Source organism: Streptomyces sp. NPDC037242, from assembly GCF_055604165.1.
The window spans coordinates 1-26,145 of the sequence record NZ_JBVJUY010000020.1; the positions used below are offsets into that span (position 1 = coordinate 1).

Below are 26,145 nucleotides of genomic sequence, written 5' to 3' on the forward strand. Positions count from 1 at the left end.
GCGTCTGATGGATCCGCCCCTGACCAGCGTGCGCCAGCCGATCGAGGAGATGGGCCGCACGATGACCAGGCTGCTGCTCCAGAAGATCGCCGAGGTGGGGGTCGAGGTGGAGGCGGCCGAGGCAGAGGCGGGGGAGCCGCGCCGGGTCCTGCCGACCGAGCTGATCGTGCGGGACTCCTCCTGAGGGCTGTACGGCTCCGGTCCGGACCGGAGCCGTACGTGTCGACGCTCGTCAGCGCGCCCGGTCCTTCATTTCGCGGGTGCCCTTCCGCTCAGTGCGCGCAGATGGTCGCGCAGCCCGGTCCCGAATGCGGTGGGCGTGCCGTCGTACGAGGTGATCAGCGCCGGTCCCGAGGAGCAGTTCCAGGTGTTCCAGGTCCAGCCGAGGTACGAGAGGGTGCGGTCGTCGAACCACTTCATGACGCGGTCGATGAACGCGTGTGCGCAGGTGTTCTCGCCGATCTCGCCCGCCACCAGGGGGACCCGGGCGGCGACCGGGGCCAGGGTGCTGTTCCAACAGGCCTCGTCGGAACAGGTGTTGAAGTTGTAGACGTGCCAGGCCGCGGCCAGATTGCCCGTCGGGTCGGTGGGGGAGTGGGCGAGCCACTGGCTCAGGTCGTTGGAGTACGCGATGCCGGGGACGAGGACGAGATTGCGGGCCCCGGTCGCACGGACGGCGTCCACCAGGTCCTGCATGCCGGCGACTTCGTAGCCGATGCCCGGGCAGGTGCCGCCGTCGCGCCAGCACGTCCACGCCTGTGCGGCGGTGGGCGTGGCCCGGTCGGGGTAGGGCTCGTTGAACAGGTCGAAGGCGACCCGCCGGTCGTTCTTGAAGGTGTTCGCCACCGAGGTCCAGAACGCCGGGGTGTACTGGGCGTTCGGCATCGGCTTCTGGCAGGAGGCGTGGACGTCGGCGCACCCGGCGGAGTTGCCGGTGTACTGGCCGTGCGTCCAGTGCAGTTCGACGACCGGGGTCATGCCGTGGGCGAGGACCCGGTCGACCAGGCCTTTGACGGCATCGACGTAGGCCGTGCCCCGGTACTCGGGCTTGATGTTGTCGAGGCCGAGCCAGCACTCCTCGTTGACGGGGATGCGGACGGTGTTGGCCTGCCAGTCGGCGATGGCGCGGACCGAGGCGTCGTCGACGGGACCGTCGAAGATGCCGTGGCCCTGGACGCACATGAACTCGCCTCCGGAGCGGTTGACGCCGAGGAGGCGGCGGGTGGCGCCGTTCCCGTCGGTGAGGCGATTGCCGGTGACGCCCAGTTCGGGCGCCCCGGGGGCCGGGTCGGGGGGATCGGTCGGGCCGGTGGGCGTCGGCGTCGGCGCCGTGGGTGTAGGAGCCGGTCCGGAGCCGGTGGCGCAGGGCGTTCCGTTGAGCGTGAACGCGCCGGGCGCCGTGTTGGTCCCCGACCAGGAGGCGATGAAGCCGGCCGTCACGCTCGCGCCGGTGCCGAGCGTGGCGTTCCAGCTCTCGTTCGCGGCCGTGACGGCAGCCCCGGACTGGGACCACTTGGCGCCCCAGCCCTGGCTCACCGCCTGGCCCGCCGGGAAGCCGAAGCCGAGGCTCCAGCCGTTCAGCGCTCCGGAACTGTTGTTGGTGACGGTGGCCGAGCCCTGGAAACCGCCGGCCCACTCGCCGACGACCGAGTACTCCACCGTGCAGAAGGGTGCTGCCGCGGCCCCTGAGGCCGTACCCGTGACCGCGAACGTACCGCTCGCCATCACGAGCACTGCCCCGGTGAACAGCGCGGACAGGCGTGGGGGGTGTCGCATGAGCGACTCCTCGCGTGAGGGCGCGCTCTGGCGGCGCGCCGACTGACGGAATCGCTCCCACTGGTTGGGCCAGACCGTAACGGCAACTGACGCCGAGGAAAAGAGGAGTCGGGAAAAGTTCCCGGCGCAAGGGTTCGACTCTTCGCGCCTCTTGACGCCAACTGCGTCCAGTCTGCACGCTGGGAGCGCTCCCACTGGTTCACGGCTTGTCCCCATCCCCTTCGTGAGACCCCGTTCCCCCGGCCGGCCACCCGCCGGTTGTCGGGGTGTCGCTCCGAGTCCTCCCCCTGGTGCGGATCAGGGCCTTACGATGCGCGTGCGAGGCGCGTGCAGCGCACCGGGGCGTCAGGGGGAGGCGCGATGGCCGCACGACCGTACGACCGCACACCGCAGATCCGCGGAATACCCGAGGACCTGCCGCACCACGCCGGACGGGGGCTGCCGGGCGGCGTGGAGCTGTACCACCTGAGGCCCGACGGCAGCATCGTCCTCGCCGACCGGGAGGGCAGCCGGGAACTCGGGCCCGAGCGGGAGTTCCTGCGCTTCATCGACGACGGGCAGTTCGCGCACTACCTGGTGGGCGACGCCGCCACCTCGCCGGAGCGGCCGTCCAACGCCACGGTGAAACTGGGGGTGGTCGGCCCGCGCAGCGCCTTCACCCCGCACGCGCACGGAGGCGAGCACTTCGTCCTCAGCCTCGGCCACGCCGCCTGCGGCCTCTACGACCCGGACCGCGGCCGGGTCGCCGAAGTCCCGCTCGCACCCGGCATGTTGATCCGCATCCCCGAGATGATGCCGCACTCCTTCGCGAACCGCGGTGAGTCCCCGCTCACGATCCTCGCCGCCAACACCGGCTACGGGATCGACCACGAGGACTACGCGATCACCGCGGCGGAAGCCGAACACCGCGCGACCGCCCGCGCCGTGCCGCCCGCTCCCGGGTCCGGGCCCGCCGGGCGTACCGTCCCCGCGGTCGCCGCCGCCACCGACTACCGGGTCCTCGCCGCCGCACTGCGCGGCATCGAGCGCGCCCAGCGGGTCCACGGCATCGCCGGCACCACCGTGCGCGAGCGGTTGGCGGCACGGTTGCGCCGGGTGGCCACCGCATTGGAGGCCGGCCGGTGATCTGCCCCCACTGCGAACGCAACCTGCTCCGCAAGGAGCGCACCGACAACACGTGCAGCCACTGCAAACGCCGCTACGCGCTGGACCCCAAGACCAACTCCCTGCGCCTGAGCGACCTCCGGGTCCGCCGGATCGCCACCCAGCTCACGGACGAGGGCCGGATCCGCATCACCCCCGGCCAGTTGTGGTACGCCCTGTCGCGTAAGCGGATCGGGGAGAGCGAGTTCGCGCCCGGATGCGCGGGCTGGGCGCTCTTCGGCGGAGTGCTCCTCACCGTCTGGTCCTTCTCCGGCACGCCCGCGTTCATCCCGTTCGTCGCCGGAGCCCTCCTGGTCACCTCGGCCGGCATCTACATCGCCCGGCACCGGGGCGCGGGCCGGGGCATCCCGCCCGTGCCCCGCGACTCCTTCCGCTCCTACGAACTCGCCGCGTGGCTGCGGGTGTACGGGGAACTGCCGCCCGGCGTGGTCGACGACAGCGGCGACCCCTGGACGCGGCAGCCGGCCGGCGCGGCGGCCTGGGCGATGGTCATGGTCTGCCCCGACCCCTCCGTCGCCGCGTTCCTCGCCGCCGACGGGCTGCCCGACCGCCGTGGCATCATCGTCGTCCGGAGCATCGAGGACGTCCCCGCCCTGCCGGAGCGCTGCCCGGTCCTGGTGCTCCACGACGCCGACGCGGGCGGCGAACTGCTCCTGCACCGGCTCCGCGAGACCCTCCCCGGGCGCCCGGTGGTCGACGCCGGGCTGTCGATGCGCACGGTCCGCGGCCTGCCGCAGGCGGTCCCGTACCGGGACCGGGGCCGCAAGCCGGCGCATGAGGAGATGAGCCGGCTCACCGCCCTCGGCGAGTTCACCGCGGAGGAGCTCAAGTGGCTGTCGGAGGGCTGGCGGTTCCCGCTCGTCGGCGTGCCCCCGGTCCGGCTGCTCGCCGTGCTCGACCGGCTCGCCGAGCAGATCGGCCGCAGTGTCGACGCCGACCGGCGCCACGCCGCGCAGGTCGGCTTCATGACCTGGCCCGGGACGGCGGCCGGGGACGGCCCGGATGCGGAGGGTGCACCGTGATCTGCCCGAACTGCTCGACCTCGCTGAACTGCAGGCAGCGCACGGGCCGGGTGTGCTCCCACTGCGAGCGCCGGTTCGCCCTGGACCCCAAGGCCGACGGCCGCGGCATGCACGACCTGCGGATCCGCCGCTGCGTGGAGTCCTTCACCGACCACGGCCGCCTCCAGGTGACCATCACCCAGCTCTGGTACCGCTCCCGTACGTACAGCCGCGCCTGGCGGGCGCGCGAAGCGCGGGGGGTCCGGCCCTGGGTCCGCCGGCTCGTGTCGCTGCCGCTCAGTGCCGGACTCGCCGTCTGCTGGGTCCTCAGCAGCGGATTCCCCGCCTTCCTGGCCGCGGCCGCCGCCGTCGCCGTACTCATCGCGGCGCCCAAGCTGCTCCCGTACGACCCGGCCCTGCCCATGGGCTCGTCCCTCACCCCCACCGAGTCGGACTTCCGGCGGATGATGAACGGGAACTGGCGGTCGGCGTACGGGGGCCTGCCGCCCGGCGTGGTCGACGAAGGCAGGCGCATCCCGGGGTACAGCGCGCCGCAGCCGCGCCGCCCCAGGGCCGTGATCCTGTGCACCGACCACGCCGTCGCGGTGTTCCTGGAGGCCAACGACATGCCGGCCCGCGTGCGCGCGGTGCTGGTGGAGGCGGACCCGGACTCCGCCCACCTCGCCCTCGTGGACCTCCCGGGCCGGCTCCCGGTCGTGGTGCTGCACGACGCGAGCGCACTCGGCGCGCTGCTGACGCCGCTCCTGCGCATCGCCCACCCGAACCGGGCCGTGGTGGACGCCGGGCTGCCGGCGTCCGCGGTCCGGGACCGGCGGGGCGCCGTCCACCGCGTCACGCGCCTCCCGGCCGGTGCGCACGCCCCGGCCGTGGACGCCGCGGAACTGCGAGCCCTGGCAGGCCTGTCCGAGGAGGACGCCGCCTGGCTGGCCGAGGGGTTCTGGAGCCCGATCGCGGCCGTGTCGCCGGCGCGGCTCGCCGAGGTGGTCGAGGAGGCGGTGGAGCGGGCCGTCGCGATGGCCGCGGCCGACTCCGGCGCCGCGCCGGCGTACGGCTTCCTGACCTGGCCCGACGCCCCTGAGACGAAAGGCACGTCGAGCGCATGAGTACGCGTACGACAGACCGGCTGGTCGGCCGCGCGATCGCCGAGGCCGCCGCCCGCGCGGCCGATCCCGGCGGGCTGCGGTTCACCGAGCGGCAGCTCTACTACGAGACCTGCCGGGTGCTCAGCCCCGCCGCGCCGCTCCTGCGCCGTGTCCCCGGCACCCCGCCACCGGCCCTGCGCCTGCCCACGTTCACCCGGGTCCTGGACGCGCGGGGCCGGGAGGCCGTACCGCGCCTGCTGCCGGCCGTACGGCCACCGGCGCAACGGGCGTACGGGGAGGGCCGGCCGGCGGCCGACCCGGACCTGTACGCCTACGGGCTGCCGCGCCTCCTCCTCTGCCAGGACCGCTCGCTCGCCGCGATGCTGCTGGCCAACCACGTCCACCTGGAGGCGGCCTGCCCCGTCCTCGCGGCGCCCGACGCGCTGCCCCTGGCCCCTGGCCTCCTCGCGGCCCTGGAGCGGGCGGACGACGCCACGGTGTACGTCCTGCACGACGCGAGCCCCGACGGCGTGACGCTCCCGGCCCGGGTACGGGCCGCCCTCGGCCCCCTGCCCGGGGTGCGGGTCGGCTCCCTGGGCCTCGTACCGCGGCACGCCGCCGCCCTGCGCCTGCCGGCGGGCCGCGGCCCGGCCCTCGCCCCGGAGGCGGGCGGCGACTGGCCCGCCGCGCTGCGGCCGCGCGAGGCGGCGTGGCTGGCGCGGGGCCGGTTCGCCGAGGTGGCGGCCGTACCGCCGGCCCGGCTGGTGCGGACCGTGCTGCGCCTGGCCCGGGGCCCACGGCCGCCCCGCGACTCCCTGTGGGGCGAGCTGAGCGGTCTGCGCACCGCCGGCTTCATGACCTGGCCGACCGCGTGAGCGGCCCCCGCGACCGAACCGACACACCCGAGGTGCGCACACGATGATCCGGCCCCAAGAGATCGGCTACTCGGACGAACTCCTCGCCGACGGCACGGTCCACCGCAGGTACGAAGACGGTCTGGAGGAGTGGCGCAGCCGCACGCCGGGCCGCCCCCACGTGGTGCGCTGGCACGACAACCGGGCAGCCTCGGGGACCGACGAGCTGCTCGGTGACCGCGTCATCAAACGCACCTTCGGCGACGGCACGGCGATCTACGCCCGGGACATCGGGTACGGCCGCACCGTCTGGCCGCGCGGCGAGCGGGTCACCGTCAACCGGACCTCGTTCGGCGGCCGGATGGGGGCCCTCCTCGCCGGCCTGGGGGTGGCGAGCATGGCCGTGACGGCCGCCCAACTGCCGCCGCTGAGCATGACCCCGGAGGAGGAAGAGGCCCTGCGCCGCCAACAGGAGCAGAGCCAGGCCTCGTCCTCCGGCGGCGACGGCGGCGACGGCGGCGGGGATTCCGGCGGGGATTCCGGCGACGACAGCTGGGAATCCGGCTGGGACGGCGACGAGGACGCCTGGAGCGACGACGACTTCGGCTGAACCGGGGCTCCGCCGGGAGGCCGGGCCCCAGGACGGAACACACGAGCACGAGGGAAGGGAGCTGTCCGTGGCACGCTTGTGCGCCTGCCTGGCCGACACCACCGGGCAGGCCCGTGCCCATCTGGAGGCGATGGGCGCCGCCGGACGGGGCTGCGACCCCGTGGACGTACCGGGCGCCGGGCTGGGCCTCATCACCGGTGAACCCGGCCGCGCCGAGGGCCCGTTCACCGCGTACGGGCGCACCGCGGCCGGCGAGGTCACCCTCCACAACCGTCCGGTGCTGCTCGCCGCCCTCACGGCCCGGGGCACCGCGCCGCGCCCCACCTGCTCCGACGCCGAACTCCTCCTCCACTGCTGGGCGTTGCTCGGTGAGGCCGGAGTGGCACTGGCCGAGGGCATGTTCGTGCTGGCCGTGCTGGACGGCCCCGACCTGGTCCTGATCCGAGACCACGTCGGCGCCCGCACCCTCTACTACGCGCGGGCCGGCGGCGCGTGGGCCGCCTCCACCTCGCTACGGGCGCTGCGCCGCTGGCCGGCGCTCGGCACGTCCATGAACCTGTCGGCGGTGCGCTCCTTCCTCACCTTCGCGTACCTGCCGGGGGAGGAGACCCTGCTCACCGGAGTACGGGAGGTGCTGCCCGGCCGGGTGCTGCGGCTGGGCCGGGACGGCACGACCACCGAAACGGTGTACTGGGAGCCCCGCGAGGCCATCGGGGACACCGGCCCGGCCGACGACGCGACGGGCCATGCACTCACCCTGCGCTCCCTGTTGGAGCAGGCGACGGCGGCCAGGCTGCCCGCGGCGGAGCCCGCGGCGGTGCTGCTCTCCGGTGGCATCGACAGCTCCCTCGTCACCGCCCTGGCGGCGAAGCTCCACACCCACCCGGTCCACACGTACTCGATCAGCTTCGGCGACGACCTGCCGAACGAGCTGGGCTACTCGGGCCTCGTGGCCGCCCACTGCCACACCCGCCACCGGGTCCTGACCGTCTCCGGGGCGGCCGTGGCCGCGCGACTGGCCGAGGCCGCCGCGCTGCTGGACAGCCCGGTGGGCGACCCCCTGACGGTGCCCAACCTGATGCTGGCCGAGGCCGTGGCCGCGGACGGGGCCTCCGTGGTCCTCAACGGCGAGGGCGGCGACCCGGTCTTCGGCGGACCCAAGAACCTCCCGATGCTGGTCCAGGAGATGCACCGGACGCCCGGCGCGCCCTGGGACGAGGACCGGGCGACGGCCTACCTGCGCTCGTACCGCAAGTGCTGGACGGACCTCCCGGTCCTGCTGACGGCCCCGGCGCTCGACGCCCTGAAGGACGCCCCGCGCCCCCAGCGCCACGTGGAGCCCTACCTGATGCGGGAGGCCGGCGGCCCGTACGGCATGGACCACCTCCTCAACCGGCTGCTCCACTGCAACCTGCGGACCAAGGGGGCCCACCACATCCTGACGAAGGTGGAACGCCTGACCTCCTCCCAGGGCGTGGAGGGCCGCTCCCCGCTCTTCGACCGGTCGGTCGTCGACCACGCCTTCGCGACCCCGCCCGGTTACAAGCTCCGTGGCACGTCGGAGAAGTGGATCCTCAAGGAGGCCGTACGGGACCTGCTCCCGGGCACGGTGGTCGACCGTCCCAAGAGCGGCATGCGCGTGCCGGTCCAGCAGTGGCTGACCGGTCCATTGCGCGAACTGGGCCACGAGCTACTCCTCGGCCGCCGCTCCCGGCAGCGGGGCCTGTTCCGCCAGGACACGATCCGGACCTGGCTGAAGGGTGAGGGCCTGCTGCTGCCCCGCCAGGGCGGCAAGCTCTGGCTGGTGCTGACCCTGGAGCTGTGGCTGCGCTCGTACGACGTGTGAACCCCTGCGAAACCTCACAGGCGAAAGGCACCCATGACCAGCGATCCCATGACCAGCGAACCGGCCGGGACCGAACAGGCCGAGCTGACCGAGCTCACCGATCCCCGCACCGGGCGCACCCGCGGCAGGGCCCTCCTCTCCCGGGAGCCCGAGGTGGCGACGGCCGTCTCGGCGGCGCGCGCCGCCCTCCCCGGCTGGAGCGCCCTGACGCCGAAGGAGCGGGGCCGGCGCCTGGACCGCCTCGCGGCCCTGGTCGAGGAGCACGCGGCGCACTACGCGGCGCGCGAGCGGGCCGGCACGGGCAAGCCCGACACGGAGACGGCGGGCGAGATCGAGCAGGTGGCGGATCTGTTCCGGTTCTACGCGACGGCGGCGCGCACCCGGACCGCCCCGGCCTCGGGCCACCTGGTGGCGGGCCATGAGAGCTGGGTCCGCTGGGAGCCGGTCGGCGTGGTCGGGGCGATCCTCCCCTGGAACTACCCGCTGCTGATGGCGGCCTGGCGCTGTGCGCCGGCGCTGGCGGCGGGCAACACGGTGGTGGTGAAGCCGGCCGAGACCACACCCGACAGCGTGGACCTGCTCGCGGAGCACGCGGCGCGAGCCCTGGGCGAAGGCGTGCTCCAGTCCCTTCCGGGGGACCGGCGGACCGGCCGGCTGCTCGTCGAATCGGCGGTGGACATGGTCGCGTTCACCGGCAGTGGCCGAGCCGGTGCCGATGTCGTGGCACGGGCCGGGAGCCGCCGCGTCAGCCTGGAACTGGGCGGCAACGCCCCGGCGATCGTCCTCCCGGACGCGCCCGCCGACACCTTCGCCTCGCTCGCGGAGGCCGTCACGTACAACGCGGGCCAGAGCTGCGCGGCCCCGGCCCGGGTCATCACCCTGGGGGAGAACTACGAGGCTGCCGTGGCCGGGCTGGCGGCGGCGCTGGCCTCCCGGCTCGCCGGCCGCGATTTCGGGCCGCTGAACAACCCGGACCAGGCCGCGCGTTACGACCGCCTCGTCGCCTCCTCCGAGGCGAAGCGCAACCTCGTCGCCGGTATCGCCCCGGACGTCGGCGGGGAGCGGGGCCACTGGCGCCCGGCCCGGCTGCTGGCAGACCTCCCGCACGACGACCCGGCGGTCACGGAAGAGGTCTTCGGCCCCCTGCTCACCGTCCAGCGAGCGGACGGGGTGGAGGCTGCCCTGACCCTGGCCAACAGCGTCCCGCAGGCGCTCGCGGCCAGCGTGTGGACCACCGACCTGCGGGCCGGCCTGGACCTGGTCGCGCGCCTGGACGCCGGCGAGGCCTGGCTCAACTGCCATCTGGTGCAGACGGCGGAACTCCCGCACGGGGGCCGGGGCGCGTCCGGCCACGGCACCGACCTGAGCGTCCTGGCCCTGCACGAGTACCAGCGGCCGAAGACGGTGACCGTACGGGTGACCCCGTAGAATGGGAACATGAGTACGAATGAGGGGGAGGTTCGGCCGTCGCCGAGTCCGCGGCTCACCGGGGACGAGCTGGCCCGGTGGTACTGGACCCTGGAGGAACTGACCGGACTGGCCCGGGAGATGGGCGTACCCCGGGGCGGCGGCAAGGCGGCGCTGACCCGGCGGCTGCGGGCGGCGCTGGACGGGCTGCCCGGGGAGCCGGTGGCCCGCCGGGCGCCCGCGGGGAGGCAGTTGGCCGCGCCCGTCGACGGGCGGACCGTGATCCCCGAAGGGCAGCGGTGCAGCCAGGTGCTGCGGGAGTTCTTCCGCCGGGAGATCGGCCCGGGCTTCCACTTCGACGCGTTCATGCGGGAGTACGTGGCCCGGGGCGCGGGCCGTACCCTCGCCGACGCGGTGGACCACTGGCACGCCACGCGCGCCCGCGCCGCCGAAGCGCAGGAGGTGGGGGCCCAGTTCGAGTTCAACCGTTTCCTGCGCGACTGGCACGCGGAGCACCCGGACGGCTCGCGGGACCAGGCGCTGACGGCCTGGCGGGAGCACCGGGACCGGCCCCGGACCGCGTGATCCGCAGAGCCGTCCTCACGGCGGTCCGCAGCGCCGTCCTCAGGGCCTGAGGGCGGCGATGATCTCGTCGGTCGTGGCGACCTTCCCGATGCGCGGGAAGATCTTGCCGAAGCTGTGGGCGTGCGAGTCGGCGTCGATGTCGGCGGTGGCGTCCTCGGCGAAGACGAGCCGGTAGCTGTTCTCCCAGGCGGTACGGGCGGTGGACTCGACGCCGACGCTGGTGGAGATCCCGGCGAGCACGATGCGGTGGATGCCGCGGCGGCGCAGCTGGAGGTCGAGCTCCGTACCGGTGAAGGCGCCCCAGTGCCGCTTGGTCACGACGACGTCGCCGAGGGCGGCGAGCTCGGCGGGGATCTCGGAGAACGCGGGGGGCGGCGCGGTGGCCGGGCCCGGCCGGTCGACCTCCGAGGTGGGCAGGTCGCCGCCGTCGGGCGACCAGGCGACCCTGACCAGGACCACGGGCAGCTTGCGGGCGTGGAAGGCCTCGGCGAGCGCGATGCCCTTCTTCAGGATTTCGGCGGCGGGCCTGGCGGTCGGCAGCGCCAGGATCCCGTTCTGCAGGTCGATCAGGACCAGGGCGGTGTCCTCGCCGAGGGTCGGGCTGGGGCTCATCGGGTTCCCTTCGGGTGGTGCTGCGTCGGAGTCCGTGGGGGCGTACGGGTGGTCAGTCCTCGGCGAGGCGCCGCAGCAGCGGTACCGCCGCGGCCAGCAGCTGCTGCTCCGCCGGGGTCAGCCGCGCGGTGATCAGCTCCGCGATCCGCCCGTGTCCGGCCTTGCGGCGCTCGCCCACCAGGGCCTGCCCCTCGGCGGTGAGCGAGACGAACATCCGGCGGCCGTCGGTGGGATGGGGGATGCGGGTGACGTAGCCGTCGGCCTGGAGTGCGTTCACGGTGGCGATGACCGACTGCGGCCGGATCTTCTCGGCACGCGCCAGATCCGAGGCCGTGGCAGGGCCGATCCGGTCGAGCCGCTTGAGCACGGACATCTGGGACAGGCTCACCCCGCCGCTCGTGGCCCCGCGCATCTGCCGGACCAGCATGCCGATCGCGTGCTGCAACTCCTCCGCGACGTCTCGGGGCTCGCTGCTGTCGGATTCCGGAACGGGCATGATTCGACAATAGGGACATACAGTCAAACTTGCAAGGAAGCCTTATGACTATCGCGGACCCGACCGTGGCGCTCAGGCGGGCTCCGGCAGCCGGCGGGCCAGGCCCCAGGCCGCCAGGGGGAGGACGGCCAGGGGCAGCAGCGCGGCATGCAGGGAGGAGGCATCCGCGGCGGCGCCGATCAGCGGTCCGGTGAGACCGCCGACGCTGACCGTCAGGCCCAGGGTGACTCCGCTCGCCGTGCCCATGCGCGTCGGCAGGTAATCCTGGCCCAGGGTGACCTGGAGGGAGAACGGCACGTACAGCGCGGCGGCCGCCAGCGCCGCGCACACGTACACGAGGGGGAGCGGAAGGAAGAGGACGCCGGCGATGGCGGGCCCGGCGGCGGCATAGGCCCGGTGCACGGTGGTGACCCGGCCCCAGCGGGTGGCCAGCCGACCGCCGAGCAGGGTGCCGCCGGCGCTCCCCGCGAACAGGGCGAACAGGGCCACGGCGCCGGCGGTCCCGCTGCCGCCGCGCTCGCGGACGTAGAGCGCGATGAAGGTGCTGAGGCCGATGAAGACGACCGACCGGACGATGACGACCAGGGTGAGCCGCAGGAACGCCCGCAGGTCCTCGGGGCCGGGCGGCCGGGTCCCGTCGTCCTGCCCGCCGGGTTTCGGTCCGGCGGCGGAGCGCCCCGGCCGCGGCGGCCGGTTGAGGAACACCCCGAGGGCCGCCGGGAGCGCCAGCAGCCACCATCCCGCCGGGCCGGACACCGACAGCGCTCCCGCGACCAGCAGCGGCGCGCAGGCGAAGCCGATGTTGCCGCCGAGCGCGAACCAGCTCATCGCGCCGTGCCCGGCCCCGCCGGCGGTGCGTACCAGCCGGGCCGCCGCGGGATGGTAGGCGGCGACGCCCAGCCCGGACGGCGCCACGGCCGCCAGCGTGGCCCAATAGCCGGCGTCCAGCCCCACCAGCGCCACACCGAGTCCGGCGGCGGCCGTGGCCAGCGGTATCAGCCAGGGCATCGGCCACCGGTCGGCCAGGGCCCCGAACAGCGGCTGCACCACCGAGGACAGGAGCGAGGCGGCGAGCACGATGCCGGACGCGGCGGCGTATCCGTAGCCGCGCTCGGCGACGAGGAAGGGGACGAGCGCGGCGACGGAGCCCTGGTAGACGTCCACGCACGAATGCCCGGCCGAGAAGGCGGCGGTGCGCCGCCGGGCGGCGGCCGGCCCGTTTTCTGCAAGGGGCGCAGCGGCGGTGCCGGCGCGCGGTGCGGCAGGCTTCTCGGCGGGGTCCCGTACGGGATTCGTTGAGGTCACCGGTCGAGAATCGCCCTCGCCGCGGTCATCGCGCTTCCGATAAATTGCCGGGTGATGCAGAAAATCCGCCACACCCCGAGGGCCGCGACCAGCATCCGCGAGCTCGACACCCACAACGGGATCGACCCGCACCGCCACGACGACCATCAGATCGCCTACGCCGGTTCCGGGGTGCTGTCCATCACCACCGATGCCGGTACCTGGGTGGCCCCCGCGACCCGGGCGCTGTGGATCCCCGCCGGAACGGTGCACGAGCACCGCGCCTACGGCCGCACCGACCTGCACAGCGTGGGCCTCCCGGTCCACCTGAACCCGCTCGGCCTCTCGGCCCCCGCCGTGCTCGCCGTCGGACCGCTGCTGCGCGAGCTGATCCTGGCCTACACGCGGGCCCCCGACGACGGCAGCGCGCAGCGCCTGCGGATGCGCGCGGTGCTGCTCGACCAGTTGCGTGCCTCACCGCTGCAACCGCTGCACCTGCCGGCCCCCCCCGGACCCGCGGCTCGCGGCGGTGTGCGCGCTGCTGTACGCGGACCCGGCCGATCCGCGCGGGCTGGCCGAGCTCGGTGCCGCGGCGGGGGCCGGGGCGGGCGAGCGGACGCTGAGCCGGCTGTTCCGCGCCGAGCTGGGCATGACCTTCCCGCAGTGGCGGACCCAACTGCGGCTGCACCAGGCCCTGCGGCTGCTCGCCGTGGGGACCCCGGTGACGGCGGTCGCGCACCGCTGTGGCTGGGCCTCGGCGAGCGCCTTCATCGACGTCTTCCGCCGGGCCTTCGGGCACACGCCCGGGGCGCACCTGCGCGAGCTCCCGCAACGGAACGTCCGGGCTCCATACTGGCCGGTGTGAATGCCGAAGACGACACGGTCCTGTTCGACACCGAAGGCCGGACGGGGGTGATCACCCTCAACCGCCCCCGGGCCCTCAACGCCCTCACCCACCCCATGGTGCTGCGCATCGACGAGGCCCTGACCGCCTGGGAGCACGACCCGGCCGTCGCCCAGGTCCTCATCCGGGGCGCGGGCGAGCGGGGACTGTGCGCGGGCGGGGACATCCGGGCCATCCACGACGACGCCAAGGCGGGCACCAGCGCCTCGGCCAGCTTCTGGCGGGACGAGTACTGGCTCAACGCCCGGATCGCCCGCTACCCGAAGCCCTACGTCGCCCTCATGGACGGCATCGTGATGGGCGGCGGGGTCGGGGTCTCGGCCCACGGGAGCGTCCGCATCGTCACCGAACGCTCCCGCGTCGCCATGCCCGAGACCGGCATCGGCTTCGTCCCCGACGTCGGGGGCACGCACCTGCTGGCCCGCGCCCCCGGCCGGCTCGGAGTCCACCTGGCCCTCACCGGCACCGCCGTCGGCGCGGCCGACGCGCTGCTGTGCGGGCTCGCCGACCACTTCGTGCCCGCCGCCCGGCTCCCCGGACTGACGGCCGAGCTCGCGCTGCTGCCCGTACCCGAGGTGCTGGAGCGGTACGCCGGACCCGCACCCGGCGGCGTGCTCCACGAGCAGCGCGAGTGGATCGACCACTGCTACGCCGCGGACTCGGTGGAGGAGATCGTGGAGCGGCTGCTCGCGTACGGCGACCCGGCCGCCAAGGAGACCGCCGAGGTGATCCTGGCCAAGTCCCCGACCGCGCTCAAGGTGACCCTCGCCGCCGTGCGCCGGGCCGGTGCGCTCGGCACGCTGGAGCGGGTGCTCGCCCAGGAGTTCCGGGTCTCGTGCCACGCGCTGCGGACGCCGGACCTGGTGGAGGGGATCCGGGCCCAGGTCGTGGACAAGGACCGGCGGCCGCGCTGGTCCCCGGCGGCGCTCTCCGGGGTGTCCGGCGCGGACGTGGCCCGGTTCCTCACCCCGCTCGGGGACTCGGTGGAACTCCCCTTCCCCGAGGCCGACTCCACCCTCGACTGAGCGGCGAGGGCGTGCGCCGGGTTTGACGACACGACCTAGTCTTCCGAGTCGGGAATTCTGTTCAGATGAGGATGCCCGCGCGGAGTGCGGTTTGGTACAGCTGAGGCTGCGAGGGCCGGCGGCAGCGCCGCTCACGTCGCCGACGGCCGCGGCTGCTCCGGCGGAACCGAGCTCTCGGCAACCGCCATCCACTGGTCCAGGTCGGCCTGGGTGAACTCTGCCCACGGTGGGATCTCGGGGAGCTGGCGAAGGAGGTCGTAGGCCTCGGGGATCCGGGAACCGCGGAGGACAGGGCAGTGGCAGCCGGCGATGACCTCGGCGTTCAGGTGTTGGAAGCCGGAGACCACCGTCTCGAACTTCTGGGCGTCAAGCAGTGCGACCCAGGGGGAGACCAGCCTTCCGCCGAAGAACTGGCCGTCGCGGAATTCGTCCGGCGACAGCGCTGCCGTTTCGGGCATGGGGGTCGGCACGTTCGTGGCGAAGGTGTCGACGGCCCACAGGACGTTGGTCTTCGGGTCGAAGAGGGCGCGGGTTGTGGGGTTGTCGTACAGGGGTGGTCGTTTGGCGACCAGGGTGCGGTCGCCCGCGTCGATCGTGTCGCCGTCGGTCATGAAGCGGCACCGGTTGATGGGGGTCTCCCACTCCTCGGCCATGCGGCCGATGGAGAACCATGTCGTCAGCAGGGTCGCGTTCGGGCATTCCGCGAGGACCGGCAGGAGGTTGCCGGCGTGGTCGCGGTCGTCGTGGGTGAGGAAGATCCACCGTACGTCCAGGGGATCCACGACGGACCAGGCTGCCTCCAGCCACTGGGAGCGCACCGCGGGCGCCCCGGTGTCCACGAGGACCGGTTCGGCTCCCCGGATCACCATCGAATTCATCGGGAAGTGGCCGACCGGCGGGGCCTCGAGGGCCCACGGGATGACGAACGTCTCCTCGGCGATCTTGTACGGCCGCAGAAGGGCGAAGCTTTCCGTGGTTGTCATCGCTGCTCTCCCTGGGATGGAGTCGCCGCAACGTCCATGAATCCAGTGCAGCCCCATGCCGGGCCGTCGTCAAGCGCAGGTCAAGCCCGGTCGCACGGTGGGTGAGCCGGGACCGGCCGGCTCGGTCCCATGCCCGGGCTTCGGCTTTCCTGGCATTGCCGGAGTGCTCCCGGCGTCGCCCGTCGTGTTTCTACGACCAGAATTCGTCATATGCGGGCGGGTCCGCAACGAAGACCCGGCCCTCGGTGATCACGCCGTCGGCAATGCGGAAGACGATGACGTTGTCCATGTCGAGCTGCTTTCCCTCGCGTGACGCCGTGACGTGCAGCAGGGCGACTGTGTTGTCGTCGTTGGCGAGGACGTTCTGGAGCCGTGGGCGATAGGTGCCGCCCGTCAGCTCGAACTCTCGGCCGAACCGCACGAACGTTTCCTCGCGCCCCCGGGTCTCCCCTGCCAACAGGTTCCTGCCCCCGATGTGCCAGACCACGTCGGGGTGGAAGACTTCCGCCAGCGCGTCCATGTCGCCGGCCGAGAAGGCAGCCAGGGCGCGGTGGAACACGGCGATGTGTGGGTGATCGGTCATCGGGGCCTCCTGGGGTCTCTTCGGCAACGATATGCAGCGCGAGCCGTCGCAGCTCAGCGGCCTCCGCCATTGGGTCGCACGCCGACAGGCGGCTCAGAGGCGTCCACTCCAAGGACGCCTGCCTTTGGCGTCGGCACGTGCCGTGCGCCCGGCCGGCGCAGTTGCCTCATCCGATGACGTCCGGCGACAACAGTGGTGGCCCGGCCGCGCGTGGTGCGTGCTCGAAGGCGGCGAAGCCGGCAGCCGTACTCCGGCCTGCCCGAGACGGACCTTCTGCAACACCCTTCAGTCTTCTGAGTCGGGAACTCTGTTCAGCCAGGACGACCCGGTCGGGGTGAAGTGCAGGTGGAACCGGGGGTGGCCGAGCAGCCACTTCTTGATGTCCAGATCAGGTGGACGTCCAGGCCTGTGGGTACTTCCTTGTCGAGCTTGATGAGGAACTTCTTGAACTCCTCGGCGCGGTGGCGGCGGTGCAGGGAGCCGATGACCTTGCCGGTGGCCACGTTGAGTGCGGCGAACAGGGTGGTCGTGCCGGCGCGGACGTAGTCGTGGGTGGCCCGTGCCGGGACCCCGGGCATCATCGGCAGCACGGGCTGGGACCGGTCCAGGGCCTGGATCTGCGATTTCTCGTCCACGCAGAACACCAGCGCCCGCTCGGGCGGGTCCAGGTAGAGGCCGACGACGTCGTGGACCTTGTCGACGAAGTAGGGATCGGTCGACAGCTTGAACGTCTCCGAGCGGTGCGGCTGCAGGCCGACGCCCGCCAGATCCGTGAGACCGAGGACTGGGAGAGGCCCATTTCCTTCGCCATCGACCGCGTCGACCAGTGCATCGCGCTCTTCGGCGTGGACTCCAGCGTCCTGGTGACCACCGCGGCCACCTGCTCATCCGTCACAGTCCTGGGGCCGCCGGAACGCGGCATGTCTCCCAGGCCGGCGATCCGGTACTGCACGAAACGGGCCCGCCGGCGGCCGACCGCCTGAGGTGTCGATCCAAGGCGGACGGCCACATCCTTGTCCGAGACACCCTCGGCGCAGGCCAGGATGATCCGGCATCGCAAAGCTCACGCCTGAGGCGTGGAACGACGCCGCACCCACCCCTCCAGTGCGGCCCGTTCCTCGTCCGACAGCGTCAACTCGGCCTTCGGCCGCCCCGTCTGCGCCACGGGTCAACCCTATACATCTGAACAGAACTCAAGACTCGGAAGACCAGGAGGCCACGTACTCCCGCAGGTGCCGGGCGGTCAGTGTGTCCGACCCGGCCACCAGCGCCGCCGGCGTGCCCTCGAAGACGACCTCGCCGCCGTCGTGGCCGCCGTGCGGGCCGATGTCGATCAGCCAGTCGGCGTGCGCCATCACCGCCTGGTGGTGCTCGATGACGATGACCGAGTTGCCGTCGTCGACCAGCCGGTCCAGCAGCGCGAGCAGTTTGTCCACGTCGGCCATGTGCAGTCCGGTCGTGGGCTCGTCCAGGATGTAGGTGGCGGACTTCTCCGCCATGTTGATGGCGAGCTTGAGCCGCTGGCGTTCGCCCCCGGACAGGGTGTTCAGCGGCTGCCCCAGCCGCAGGTAGCCGAGGCCCACGTCGGCGAGCCGGCCGAGGATCGCCCGCGCCTGCCCGGTGGTGAAGAACTCGTACGCCTCCGCCACCGGCATGTCGAGCACCTCGCTGATGTTCTTGCCGCGCAGCAGGTAGGTGAGCACCTCGGGCGTGAACCGCCTGCCCTCGCACTCCTCGCAGACCGAGGCCACCCCGGCCATCATCGCCAGGTCCGTGTAGACCAGGCCGAGGCCGGTGCACTTCGGACAGGCGCCTTCCGAATTCGCGCTGAACAGCGCCGCCTTGACGCCGTTGGCCTTCGCGAAGGCGGTCCTGATCGGGTTCAACAGGCCGGTGTACGTGGCCGGGTTGGACCGGCGCGAGCCGCGGATCGGCGACTGGTCGGCCACGGTCACCCCCTCGCGCCCCGCCAGATAGCCGTGGATCAGCGAGCTCTTCCCGGAGCCCGCCACCCCGGTCACCACCGCGAGCACGCCGAGCGGCACGTCCACGCTGACGTCCTTGAGGTTGTGCAGGTCGGCGTCCTTGATCGACAGGTGGCCGCGCGGTGTGCGCACCGACTCCCGCAGCCGCGCCCGGTGTTCGAGGTGGCGGCCGGTGAGGGTGCCGGACGTGCGCAGCCCGGCCACGTCCCCGCTGTAGCAGAGCTGTCCGCCGGCCGTGCCCGCGCCGGGACCGAGGTCGACGACGTGGTCGGCGATGGCGATGACCTCGGGCTTGTGCTCGACGACCAGCACCGTGTTGCCCTTGTCGCGCAGCCGCAGCAGCAGGTCGTTCATGCGCTGGATGTCGTGCGGGTGCAGGCCGGTGGTCGGCTCGTCGAAGACGTAGGTGATGTCCGTGAGCGAGGATCCGAGGTGGCGGACCATTTTCACCCGCTGGGCCTCGCCGCCGGACAGCGTCCCGGACTGCCGGTCGAGGCTGAGGTAGCCGAGGCCGATCTCGACGAGGGAGTCCAGCAGGTCCCGCAGGCCGGCCAGCAGGGGCGCGACCCCGGGGTCGTCGATCCGCCGGACGAAGGCGGCGAGGTCGCTGATCTGCATGGCCGAGCAGTCGGCGATGTTCACCCCGTCGATCCGCGAGGAGAGCGCGGCGGCCGAGAGCCGGGTGCCGGCGCAGTCGGGGCAGTCGGCGAAGACCACGGCGCGGTCCACGAACGCCCGGATGTGGGGCTGCATGGACTCGCGGTCCTTGGAGAGGTAGGTCCGCTGGATCTTGGTGATCAGGCCCTCGTAGGTGAAGTTGTTGGAGCCGGCCTTCACCTTCACCGGGTCCTTGTGCAGGAAGTCGGCCCACTCCTGCTCCGTGAAGTCCTTCAGCTTCGCGTCGGGGGAGTAGAAGCCGCTGTTCGCCATGGTCTGCCAGTACCAGGAGTCCACGGCGAAGCCGGGCACGGTGATCGCGCCCTCGTTGAGGGAGAGTTCACGGTCGACGAGCTGGTCCACCGCGATGTCGGACACCTGGCCGATTCCCTCGCAGTGCGGGCACATGCCGTCGGGGGTGTTGAAGCTGAAGGCGCTGGAGGTGCCGATGTGCGGGGCGCCGAGCCGGGAGAAGACGATCCGCAGCATCGTGTAGGCGTCGGTGGCGGTGCCCACGGTGGAGCGGGAGTTCGCCCCCATCCGCTCCTGGTCGACCACGATCGCGGCGCTCAGGTTGTGCAGCCCGTCCACGTCCGGGCGGCCCAGGCTCGGCATGAACGACTGGATGAAGGCCGTGTACGTCTCGTTGATCATGCGCTGCGATTCGGCGGCGATGGTGCCGAAGACGAGCGAGGACTTGCCGGAGCCGGAGACGCCGGTGAAGACGGTGAGCCGGCGCTTGGGGATGTCCAGGGATATGTCCCGCAGATTGTTCTCCCGGGCTCCGCGGACCTGGATGACCTGGTGACTGTCGGCGGTGATCTGCACGGAACTCCTCGCGTGGCGGTGTTTCGGCTTACTTTATACATTGTACTCTATACGGCGTAGTGAGTTTTGGAGGGAGATCGAATGGCGAAGGACCGGAGCGGCGCGGGAGACCCCGTCCGCACCCTGGAGCTGCTGTGGCGCGAGCCGGGGGAGGAGCCGCGAGCCGGGCGGCGCGGCCCGCGGCAGGGGCTGAGTGTGGACGCCGTCGTGCTGGCCGCCACCGCCCTCGCCGACGAGGAGGGGCTCGCCGCGGTGACCATGCGCGCGCTGGCCCAGCGGCTCGGCGTCACGCCGATGACGCCCTACACCTACGTCCCCGGCAAGGCCGAACTGCTCGACCTCATGCTCGACGGGGCGTACAAGGGCATGGCGCGGGTGGAGGGCCCCAGTGGCGCCGGAGCGGGCGCCGGTGGCGCGGAGCCGTGGCGGGCGAGGATCACCCGCGTCGCCGAGGACAACCGGGCCCTGCTCCTGCGCCACCCCTGGATCGCCGACCTCGCCGTCACCCGCCCGCCGCTCGGCCCCGGGGTGATCGGCAAGTACGAGTACGAGCTGGCGGCCTTCGACAACATCGGGCTGACCGACGCGGAGATGGACGCCGCCCTGACCCACCTCCTCGGCTTCGTCCACGCGAACGCCCTGGCGGCGGCGGACGCGGCCGCGCACAACAGCCGCCAGAGCGACGAGGAGTGGTGGGCCGTCAGCGCCCCGCTCCTGGAACGGGCCATGGACCCCGCGCGCTACCCGCTGGGCGTGCGCGTCGGCAGCACGGTGGGCGCGTACGACCCCGCGGCCGTATGGGAGTTCGGCCTGCGGTGCGTCCTGGACGGGCTGGCCCGGCTGATCGACTCGCGGGCCGGACGGCCGTAGCCGACGGGCCGCGGGTGATCAGCGGTAGCCGGTGGGGTCGCGGTGGTCAGCGATAGCCGGTGGCGTCCGCCGGGCGGCCCGGGTCCTGGACCTCGACCATGTACCGCCAGGCGTCCGGACGGCTGCCGTCGAGATCCGTGAAGCCGTAGACCCCGGCGAGCTGTCCGCTGGAGAGGGACTGCCCGTTCCAGCGCGACACCTCCGGGTCGGCGGCCAGCGCCGCCACCGCACGCCCGACGTACGAGGGGCTCTCGGAGATCCCGAAGTGCGGGACCTTCTCCAGGGCGTCACGCCAATTGGCCTCGGTCACACCGAAGGTGTCCAGCATCATCTCCGAACGCAGCCAGCCCGGCGTCAGCGCCACCGCCGTCGCGCCCCGCGGCCCCAGCTCGTGCCCGAGCGCGAACGCCATGCGCAGCACCGCCGACTTGGCGATGTCGTAGAAGAACGACACCCGGTAGCGGCTCGCGTTGTACTCGGCCGTGCCGTCCGTCATCTCCACCACCAGCCCGCCACCCGGCCCGCGCAGCAGCAGCGGCAGCGCGTAGTGGCTGGTCACGGCATGGGTCTCCACCGCGAGCCGCAACAGCCGCAGCCCCTTGTCCAGGTCGTGCTCCCAGACCGTGCTCTCCCACTCGAAGAGCAGCTCACCGCCCCAGATGTCGTTCACCAACACGTCCAGACGGCCCTGCTCGGCATCGATTCGCCCGACCAGAGCCTCGACCTGCGCGGGCACCAAATGGTCCGCGACCACCGCGATCCCCTGGCCGCCCGCCGCCGTCACCAGCTCCGCGGTCTCCTCGATCGTCTCCGGCCGGTCGTACTCCGAGCGGTGACCGCGCGTGCTGCGCCCCGTCACGTACACGGTCGCGCCCCGCGCGCCGAGCTCGACCGCGATGCCCCGGCCCGCGCCCCGCGTGGCCCCCGCCACCAGGGCCACCTTGCCTTCTAGGATCTGCTGTACCTGCGCCATGCTCCGACCCTACGTCGCCCGCGCCCGCCGGTCACGGCAACGCGGGCCCGCGCGTACGGGTGGCCGGATCGGCGTTCTTTCGCGCCGCCCCGCGGCTGGATACGACTGGGGCCCGTGTCCTGCCCGCGACCCCAGGGAGACGTGCCCCCGATGAGCGCACCCGGTATGACGAGCTTCGACGAGATCTACGGACTGCCCGACCCCCGGGGGTACTTCACCGGGCTCGGACCGTACGGATACCAGACCCCGCACCACGCACAGGCGGTGTTCCGCGCCCTCACCGGCCGCGAACTGCCGCCCGGACGGTCGGCGATGCTCGACCTGTGCTGCTCCTACGGGATCAACGCCGCGCTCGTCAACCACGACGTGACCCTGGAGGAGCTGTACGAGCGCTACACCTCGGCGAAGACCGCCGAGCTGACCACCGCCGAACTCATCGAGTGGGACCGCGAGTTCTACGCCTCCCGGCGGCGCCACGACGCCGTCCGGGCCATCGGCGTCGACGTGTCGGCGCCCGCCGTCGCCTACGCCCTGTCCGTCGGCCTCCTCGACGAGGGGTACTGCGAGAACCTGGAGACCGCCGAACCCGGCACGGGCCTGCGCCGGGCGGCCGCCGGAGCCGGGCTGATCACCGTCACCGGCGGCGTCAGCTTCCTGTCCGAGCGCACCTTCGGGCGGCTGTTCACCGCCGCCGGCCGGCCGGTGCCGGTGGCCGCCTTCGTACTGCGCACCCACGACTACCGGCCGATCGCCCAGTGCCTGCGCTCGTACGGGCTCGCCGTCGAGCGTTCCACCGCCACCCACCCGCAGCGGCGCTTCACCGACCCGCAGGAGCAGCGGATCGCCGTCGAGACCGTCACCGCTCTCGGCGAGGACCCGGCGGGGAAGGAGTCCGCGGGGTACTTCCACACGCGGCTGCACCTGGCCCGCTGACCGGGCGGCCCGCGCTGCCCCGGCGGCCCCCGCGGAGCCGGTACGCGCCGGCCGCGCCGGCCGCGGCCAGCACCAGCAGCAGACCGCCGGCCGCGGCCGCCAGCGCCGGGCCGGGTCCCCACAGGGTCCAGGCCGCCCCGAACAGCAGCGACGCCGCGAACCGGGACACGGCCTGCACGGTCTGGAGCACCGCGAGCCCGGTCGCGCGCAGCCCGTCCGGCAGCAGCGGCCCGGCGGCGGCCATCAGCACCCCGTCGGTGGCGGCGTAGAACAGCCCGAGGAGGCCGAGGACGCCGACGACCAGCAGGGGCCCGGCGGGCAGCGGCGCCAGGAGCAGCAGGCAGGCGCCGAGCAGCAGTGCGTGGCCGCCGAGGAACACCCGGTGGCGCCCCCGCCGGTCGGCGAGCCGGCCGGCGGGCAGCGCCGCCAGCAGGAACACCGCGGCCGTACCGACGGGCAGGAGCGGGAAGTAGACGGCCGGCAGGTCGAGCCGGCGCTGGAGCAGCAGGTAGAGGAAGGCGTCGCCGACGGTGAACAGGCCCAGCGCGGCGGCGGTCAGGCACAGCGCCCCCAGGCCGGGGACGCGCAGCAGTGTCCGCAGGGCCGGGGCGGGCGCGGACGCGGCGGCGGGCGCCGGCGCGGGAGCCTCGCGTACGAACAGCGCGAGCAGCACCACACCGAACACCGCGACGCAGGCGCTCACGGTGAACACGGCGCCGTACCCGTCCACCGCCACCCACAGCACCCCGAACGCGGCCAGCGGCCCCAGCAGCGCACCGGCCGTGTCCAGGGCGCGGTGCACCCCGAAGGCCCGGCCCTGCTCCCCGGGCGGGCAGGACAGCGAGATCAGCGCGTCGCGGGGCGCGGTGCGCAGGCCCTTCCCGGTCCGGTCGGCGGCCAGCACCGCCGCCACCGACCAGGGGGTGGTGACGACGAGCAGGGCGGCCTTGCAGGCGGCGGAGAGCGCGTAGCCCGCGCCCGCGACCAGTTTGCGGCGGTGGGTGCGGTCCGCGACGCGGCCGCCGAGGATGCGCAGCAGCGCCGTGGCGCCCTGCTGGAGCCCGTCGAGGGCGCCGAAGGCCAGCGGGGTCATGCCGAGCCCGGCGACCAGGTACAGGGGCAGTACGGAGGTGACCATCTCGGCGGAGACATCCGTGACCATGCTGACCAGGCCGAGCACGACCACGGTCGCGGGGACCGGGGTGCGGCGGCCGGGCGGGGGGAGGCCCCGGGCGGCGTCGGCCGCCCGGCCGGCGGAGAGGTACACGGATGTCTCCCTGGGTCGGTGTATCAGAACCAGTTGAGGGTGAGGGGGAAGGTGGTGGTTGCGGTGGTGGGGGTGGTGTCGGTTGCGGTGGCGGTGATCTGGACGGTTCCGATGGCCCAGGGTTTGCCGGTGATGCGGCCGGTGTTGGTGTCGAGGGTGAGGCCGAAGGGGAGTCCGGTGGCGGTGTAGCGGGCGGGGGGTTTGCCGCCGGTGGTGGTGAGTTGGATGGTGCAGGTCTGGTTGAACTTGCAGGTCTGGGGGCCGGGGTTGGTGATCTTCAGGTCACCGGGAGTCGGGGTCGGGGTGGGCGTCGGAGTGGGTGTGGGCGTCGGAGTCGGGGTGGGGGTAGGCGTCGGGGTCGGGGTCGTGCTGTCGAACACCTCGGTGATCGGCTGGACGTTGGCGGCGTTGCCCGCGTGCGTGGCCGTCCCGAACAGGTCCTCGAAAGTGCGCAGCAGGTGGTGGTGGTTGTACGCGGTCGCGTACTTGCCCGTCTTGACGTGCGCCCCGTAGAAGACGGTGGCGATCTGGTTGGAGCCGAGGTAGTTGTCCTCGTCCCAAGTGAGCACCAGGAGGCTGTTGTTGGCCTTCGCCCACTGCGCGTAGGCGTCGAGGTTGTTCTTCGTCCAGGTGTCGCCCGTGCCCACCGAGCAGGAGTGCATGTCGTTGCACTGGTTCGGCACGATGAAGGACAGGCTGGGGAGCGCCGCGAAGTTGTTCTGCGGGAACTGCGCCCACGTCTTGCCGGTGTTGAGCGGGACGTTCTTGAAGGCGAACCAGGGGTTGTGCTTCTGCGCGTACTGGCCGCTGGTGCACGCCGTGGAACCCTCGCTCGGCAGGTCCTCGTTGTACGTGCCGAAGGACTTGCCCGCCGCGATGACCTCTTGGCCGAGGTTGGCCGCGGTCATCGACTGGGGGGTGTAGCAGCCGTCACCGGTGATGCCCTGGGTGGCGCCGGAGAACAGGTTGAAGTAGTTCGGCTGGCTGGGGTGGGTCAGCGCCTTCATGCCGGTCAGGCTCGCGCCGCCGTTCGCCAGCTGGTTGATGTAGGGGGCGCCCGAGCTGCCGATGATCTCGCCGTACTGCTTGTTCTCGTAGACCACCACGACCACGCGGTCGTACGAGGGCAGCCCGGCCGCGGCGCTGCCGGTGGCCGCGGCCGGGGCCGAAATGCCGACCGCCGCCTCCGAGTTGGCGATGGTGAAGGCTCCGAGCAGCCCGATGGCGCCCAGTCCTGCCACCAGTGCGGACCGGCGGGCCCGCCGTCTTGAGGGAGTGCGCATGAGGTGGTTCCTCCTCGTTGTGGGTGAACTGGCTGGTGTCATTCCTCCCGCCGTGCCGCACCGGCCACGGCGATGTTCAGGAAGCGCGGTACGGGCCGACCCCGGCCGCGGAAGTCGTCCGCGACCGCGGCCCGCACCGCCGTCAGACGTGCCCCGGGCAGCAGCACGAGCGCGCTGCGCCCCGGTCCGGGTCCCGGGCCGTGCCCGGGCGGCCAGGCGCTCAGCGCCCCGGCCCGGCGTGCGCAGGCCACCGCCCGGGCCAGATCCGCCTGCCGGTCGGCGGCCCCGGGGCCGCCGCGCACCGCCAGCAGCACCAGCCGCGCGCCCGTGGCCGCCGGGTCGAAGGCGACGTACCGCGGTGCGCGTCCGGCGCCGCCCGACAGCAGCGCGGTGCCGGGCCGGGCGAAGAGCGCCGCCCGGCGCAGGGCGTCGTCCCCGTCCGGCAGCGTCCCGGCCAACAGCCGGGCCAGGCCCGCGCGGTCCGGCTCCTCGCCCGGCGGCGTGTGTACGTCGGCCACCGCGAGCGCGAGCGCGCAGTCGGCGGGCTCCGCCGTGGCCAGCCCGGCGGCCGGCGTGAGCGAGCCCTGCACGTGCAGGTCGGTGCCGCCGCGGCCGTACCCGGCGCGGGCCAGCGCCCGCAGCAGGGCATACGGCCGCACGGCCCAGGCGGGGGCGTCCGGCACCGGCCCCCACAGGGTCAGCGGCAGATCGCAGCTGTCGGCGGGGTGGGCGAGGGAGCTGAGCCGCACCAGCCCGTCCGTACGGGGGGCGGCCGCGGCCGCCACGGGCCAACCGGCCGCGGCCACGAGCCCGGGCGACCCGAGGTGAAAGGCGTACGGGGCACTCCACACGGCCCCAGGAGCCCGCCCGTGCGCGGCCTCCAACGCATATGCGACGAGCCGGAACAGGGGATCGGCGCCAGCCCGCCGAGCCAAATCGCCTCCGGCGCCGCGGCCGCCCTCCGCGGCATCCCGGAGCTCCGGGTCGCCCCCGGCGGGGCGGGGTGGTGCTGCGGCGGTCCGGTGGGGGGCTTGGGGTGGGGCTTCGGCGGCGGAGTCGGCTTCGGTGCCCGCATGCGGGGGCGTGGCGGGGCTGTGGGGATCCGCGGGGTGTGGG

General features: G+C 73.3%; 23 protein-coding genes and 2 pseudogenes. 13 read left to right on the plus strand and 12 right to left on the minus strand.

Going from position 1 to position 26,145, the window contains the following annotated elements:
• Positions 1-184: substrate-binding domain-containing protein (locus tag ACZ7GJ_RS23230; protein WP_470754321.1), on the plus strand; the 184-nt coding region annotated here is incomplete at its 5' end.
• Positions 185-249: 65 nt separating this feature from the next.
• Here the strand turns inward: ACZ7GJ_RS23230 and ACZ7GJ_RS23235 are convergent.
• Positions 250-1,776, minus strand: a complete 1,527-nt coding sequence (locus tag ACZ7GJ_RS23235) for a cellulase family glycosylhydrolase (protein ID WP_470754322.1) — start codon at positions 1,774-1,776, stop codon at positions 250-252.
• 360 nt (positions 1,777-2,136) lie between these two features.
• Here ACZ7GJ_RS23235 and ACZ7GJ_RS23240 point away from each other — a divergent pair, with 360 nt between their 5' ends.
• The 8 genes from ACZ7GJ_RS23240 (at position 2,137) to ACZ7GJ_RS23275 (ending at position 10,346) form a co-directional block, all read left to right on the plus strand.
• Positions 2,137-2,901, plus strand: a complete 765-nt coding sequence (locus ACZ7GJ_RS23240; RefSeq protein ID WP_470754324.1) for a cupin domain-containing protein — start codon at positions 2,137-2,139, stop codon at positions 2,899-2,901.
• Positions 2,898-3,962 carry a hypothetical protein gene (locus ACZ7GJ_RS23245; RefSeq protein ID WP_470754325.1) on the plus strand — a complete coding sequence of 355 codons (1,065 nt, stop codon included), beginning with the start codon at positions 2,898-2,900 and terminating at the stop codon, positions 3,960-3,962. The genes ACZ7GJ_RS23240 and ACZ7GJ_RS23245 overlap by 4 nt, the downstream gene beginning before the upstream one ends.
• A complete protein-coding gene (locus ACZ7GJ_RS23250) occupies positions 3,959-5,065 on the plus strand; it encodes a hypothetical protein (RefSeq protein WP_470754327.1) in 1,107 nt (368 codons plus the stop codon). Before ACZ7GJ_RS23245 ends, ACZ7GJ_RS23250 begins: the two co-directional genes overlap by 4 nt.
• Positions 5,062-5,919 carry a hypothetical protein gene (locus ACZ7GJ_RS23255; protein WP_470754328.1) on the plus strand — a complete coding sequence of 286 codons (858 nt, stop codon included), beginning with the start codon at positions 5,062-5,064 and terminating at the stop codon, positions 5,917-5,919. Before ACZ7GJ_RS23250 ends, ACZ7GJ_RS23255 begins: the two co-directional genes overlap by 4 nt.
• A 43-nt stretch (positions 5,920-5,962) precedes the next feature.
• Positions 5,963-6,508 carry a hypothetical protein gene (locus ACZ7GJ_RS23260; protein ID WP_470754330.1) on the plus strand — a complete coding sequence of 182 codons (546 nt, stop codon included), beginning with the start codon at positions 5,963-5,965 and terminating at the stop codon, positions 6,506-6,508.
• A 67-nt stretch (positions 6,509-6,575) separates the two neighbouring features.
• Positions 6,576-8,354 carry an asparagine synthetase B family protein gene (locus tag ACZ7GJ_RS23265; RefSeq protein WP_470754332.1) on the plus strand — a complete coding sequence of 593 codons (1,779 nt, stop codon included), beginning with the start codon at positions 6,576-6,578 and terminating at the stop codon, positions 8,352-8,354.
• 33 nt (positions 8,355-8,387) lie between these two features.
• On the plus strand, positions 8,388-9,782 hold the full coding sequence (locus ACZ7GJ_RS23270) for an aldehyde dehydrogenase family protein (protein WP_470754333.1): 1,395 nt from the start codon (positions 8,388-8,390) through the stop codon (positions 9,780-9,782).
• A 9-nt stretch (positions 9,783-9,791) separates the two neighbouring features.
• On the plus strand, positions 9,792-10,346 hold the full coding sequence (locus ACZ7GJ_RS23275; protein WP_470754334.1) for a DUF6434 domain-containing protein: 555 nt from the start codon (positions 9,792-9,794) through the stop codon (positions 10,344-10,346).
• 39 nt (positions 10,347-10,385) lie between these two features.
• Here the strand turns inward: ACZ7GJ_RS23275 and ACZ7GJ_RS23280 are convergent, their stop codons facing one another.
• From ACZ7GJ_RS23280 to ACZ7GJ_RS23290, 3 genes are all read right to left on the minus strand, one after another.
• Positions 10,386-10,958 (minus strand): hydrolase, encoded by a 573-nt coding sequence (locus ACZ7GJ_RS23280; RefSeq protein WP_470754336.1) that lies wholly within the window; start codon positions 10,956-10,958, stop codon positions 10,386-10,388.
• Between the two features lie 52 nt (positions 10,959-11,010).
• The gene (locus tag ACZ7GJ_RS23285; RefSeq protein ID WP_470754337.1) at positions 11,011-11,454 is read right to left on the minus strand and encodes a MarR family winged helix-turn-helix transcriptional regulator; all 444 of its coding nucleotides are present in this window, start codon (positions 11,452-11,454) and stop codon (positions 11,011-11,013) included.
• 72 nt (positions 11,455-11,526) lie between these two features.
• The gene (locus ACZ7GJ_RS23290; RefSeq protein WP_470754509.1) at positions 11,527-12,618 is read right to left on the minus strand and encodes an MFS transporter; all 1,092 of its coding nucleotides are present in this window, start codon (positions 12,616-12,618) and stop codon (positions 11,527-11,529) included.
• A gap of 195 nt (positions 12,619-12,813) precedes the next feature.
• Between ACZ7GJ_RS23290 and ACZ7GJ_RS23295 the strand changes: the two are divergent.
• Positions 12,814-13,603 (plus strand): annotated as a pseudogene (locus tag ACZ7GJ_RS23295) (AraC family transcriptional regulator).
• Complete coding sequence (locus ACZ7GJ_RS23300) at positions 13,600-14,667, plus strand: enoyl-CoA hydratase/isomerase family protein (RefSeq protein ID WP_470754339.1); 1,068 nt, start codon at positions 13,600-13,602, stop codon at positions 14,665-14,667. Before ACZ7GJ_RS23295 ends, ACZ7GJ_RS23300 begins: the two are co-directional and overlap by 4 nt.
• Before the next feature lie 131 nt (positions 14,668-14,798).
• Here ACZ7GJ_RS23300 and ACZ7GJ_RS23305 read toward each other — a convergent pair whose 3' ends face one another.
• The 4 genes and pseudogenes from ACZ7GJ_RS23305 to ACZ7GJ_RS23320 all read right to left on the minus strand — a co-directional run bounded on the left by ACZ7GJ_RS23305 (position 14,799) and on the right by ACZ7GJ_RS23320 (position 19,703).
• Positions 14,799-15,650, minus strand: a complete 852-nt coding sequence (locus tag ACZ7GJ_RS23305) for an MBL fold metallo-hydrolase (RefSeq protein ID WP_470754340.1) — start codon at positions 15,648-15,650, stop codon at positions 14,799-14,801.
• Between the two features lie 190 nt (positions 15,651-15,840).
• Entirely contained in the window at positions 15,841-16,233 is a 393-nt protein-coding gene (locus ACZ7GJ_RS23310; protein ID WP_470754342.1) for a nuclear transport factor 2 family protein, read from the minus strand.
• 303 nt (positions 16,234-16,536) lie between these two features.
• Positions 16,537-17,398 (minus strand): annotated as a pseudogene (locus ACZ7GJ_RS23315) (IS630 family transposase); the annotation flags it as partial.
• A 28-nt stretch (positions 17,399-17,426) separates the two neighbouring features.
• Positions 17,427-19,703 (minus strand): ATP-binding cassette domain-containing protein, encoded by a 2,277-nt coding sequence (locus ACZ7GJ_RS23320; protein WP_470754344.1) that lies wholly within the window; start codon positions 19,701-19,703, stop codon positions 17,427-17,429.
• Positions 19,704-19,784: 81 nt separating this feature from the next.
• Here ACZ7GJ_RS23320 and ACZ7GJ_RS23325 point away from each other — a divergent pair, with 81 nt between their 5' ends.
• Positions 19,785-20,573, plus strand: coding sequence for a TetR/AcrR family transcriptional regulator (locus tag ACZ7GJ_RS23325; protein WP_470754346.1), 789 nt, complete (start codon positions 19,785-19,787; stop codon positions 20,571-20,573).
• A gap of 46 nt (positions 20,574-20,619) precedes the next feature.
• On the opposite strand, the gene ACZ7GJ_RS23330 is transcribed toward ACZ7GJ_RS23325, so the two are convergent.
• Positions 20,620-21,546: an SDR family oxidoreductase gene (locus ACZ7GJ_RS23330; RefSeq protein ID WP_470754348.1), complete on the minus strand. Its 927-nt coding sequence runs from the start codon at positions 21,544-21,546 to the stop codon at positions 20,620-20,622.
• Positions 21,547-21,696: 150 nt separating this feature from the next.
• Between ACZ7GJ_RS23330 and ACZ7GJ_RS23335 the strand changes: the two genes are divergently transcribed.
• A complete protein-coding gene (locus ACZ7GJ_RS23335) occupies positions 21,697-22,479 on the plus strand; it encodes a hypothetical protein (protein WP_470754350.1) in 783 nt (260 codons plus the stop codon).
• Here the strand turns inward: ACZ7GJ_RS23335 and ACZ7GJ_RS23340 are convergent.
• The 3 genes from ACZ7GJ_RS23340 to ACZ7GJ_RS23350 are packed head-to-tail and all read right to left on the minus strand — an operon-like array spanning position 22,403 to position 25,835.
• On the minus strand, positions 22,403-23,746 hold the full coding sequence (locus ACZ7GJ_RS23340) for an MFS transporter (protein WP_470754352.1): 1,344 nt from the start codon (positions 23,744-23,746) through the stop codon (positions 22,403-22,405). The two genes, ACZ7GJ_RS23335 and ACZ7GJ_RS23340, sit on opposite strands and share 77 nt — an antisense overlap.
• Before the next feature lie 23 nt (positions 23,747-23,769).
• Positions 23,770-25,029 carry an alkaline phosphatase family protein gene (locus tag ACZ7GJ_RS23345; protein ID WP_470754354.1) on the minus strand — a complete coding sequence of 420 codons (1,260 nt, stop codon included), beginning with the start codon at positions 25,027-25,029 and terminating at the stop codon, positions 23,770-23,772.
• Positions 25,030-25,067: 38 nt separating this feature from the next.
• Positions 25,068-25,835: a galactokinase gene (locus ACZ7GJ_RS23350; protein ID WP_470754357.1), complete on the minus strand. Its 768-nt coding sequence runs from the start codon at positions 25,833-25,835 to the stop codon at positions 25,068-25,070.
• Positions 25,836-26,145 lie beyond the last annotated feature (310 nt).

What these genes read in the sequence shown, in the direction of transcription:
- ACZ7GJ_RS23285 (WP_470754337.1), bottom strand. Translation starts at nt 11,454, where the DNA reads ATGCCCGTTCCGGAATCCGACAGCAGCGAGCCCCGAGACGTCGCGGAG.
- ACZ7GJ_RS23335 (WP_470754350.1), top strand. Translation starts at nt 21,697, where the DNA reads ATGAGCGCACCCGGTATGACGAGCTTCGACGAGATCTACGGACTGCCC.
- ACZ7GJ_RS23235 (WP_470754322.1), bottom strand. Translation starts at nt 1,776, where the DNA reads ATGCGACACCCCCCACGCCTGTCCGCGCTGTTCACCGGGGCAGTGCTC.
- ACZ7GJ_RS23305 (WP_470754340.1), bottom strand. Translation starts at nt 15,650, where the DNA reads ATGACAACCACGGAAAGCTTCGCCCTTCTGCGGCCGTACAAGATCGCC.
- ACZ7GJ_RS23260 (WP_470754330.1), top strand. Translation starts at nt 5,963, where the DNA reads ATGATCCGGCCCCAAGAGATCGGCTACTCGGACGAACTCCTCGCCGAC.
- ACZ7GJ_RS23275 (WP_470754334.1), top strand. Translation starts at nt 9,792, where the DNA reads ATGAGTACGAATGAGGGGGAGGTTCGGCCGTCGCCGAGTCCGCGGCTC.
- ACZ7GJ_RS23280 (WP_470754336.1), bottom strand. Translation starts at nt 10,958, where the DNA reads ATGAGCCCCAGCCCGACCCTCGGCGAGGACACCGCCCTGGTCCTGATC.
- ACZ7GJ_RS23240 (WP_470754324.1), top strand. Translation starts at nt 2,137, where the DNA reads ATGGCCGCACGACCGTACGACCGCACACCGCAGATCCGCGGAATACCC.
- ACZ7GJ_RS23310 (WP_470754342.1), bottom strand. Translation starts at nt 16,233, where the DNA reads ATGACCGATCACCCACACATCGCCGTGTTCCACCGCGCCCTGGCTGCC.
- ACZ7GJ_RS23270 (WP_470754333.1), top strand. Translation starts at nt 8,388, where the DNA reads ATGACCAGCGATCCCATGACCAGCGAACCGGCCGGGACCGAACAGGCC.
- ACZ7GJ_RS23345 (WP_470754354.1), bottom strand. Translation starts at nt 25,029, where the DNA reads ATGCGCACTCCCTCAAGACGGCGGGCCCGCCGGTCCGCACTGGTGGCA.
- ACZ7GJ_RS23255 (WP_470754328.1), top strand. Translation starts at nt 5,062, where the DNA reads ATGAGTACGCGTACGACAGACCGGCTGGTCGGCCGCGCGATCGCCGAG.
- ACZ7GJ_RS23325 (WP_470754346.1), top strand. Translation starts at nt 19,785, where the DNA reads ATGGCGAAGGACCGGAGCGGCGCGGGAGACCCCGTCCGCACCCTGGAG.
- ACZ7GJ_RS23330 (WP_470754348.1), bottom strand. Translation starts at nt 21,546, where the DNA reads ATGGCGCAGGTACAGCAGATCCTAGAAGGCAAGGTGGCCCTGGTGGCG.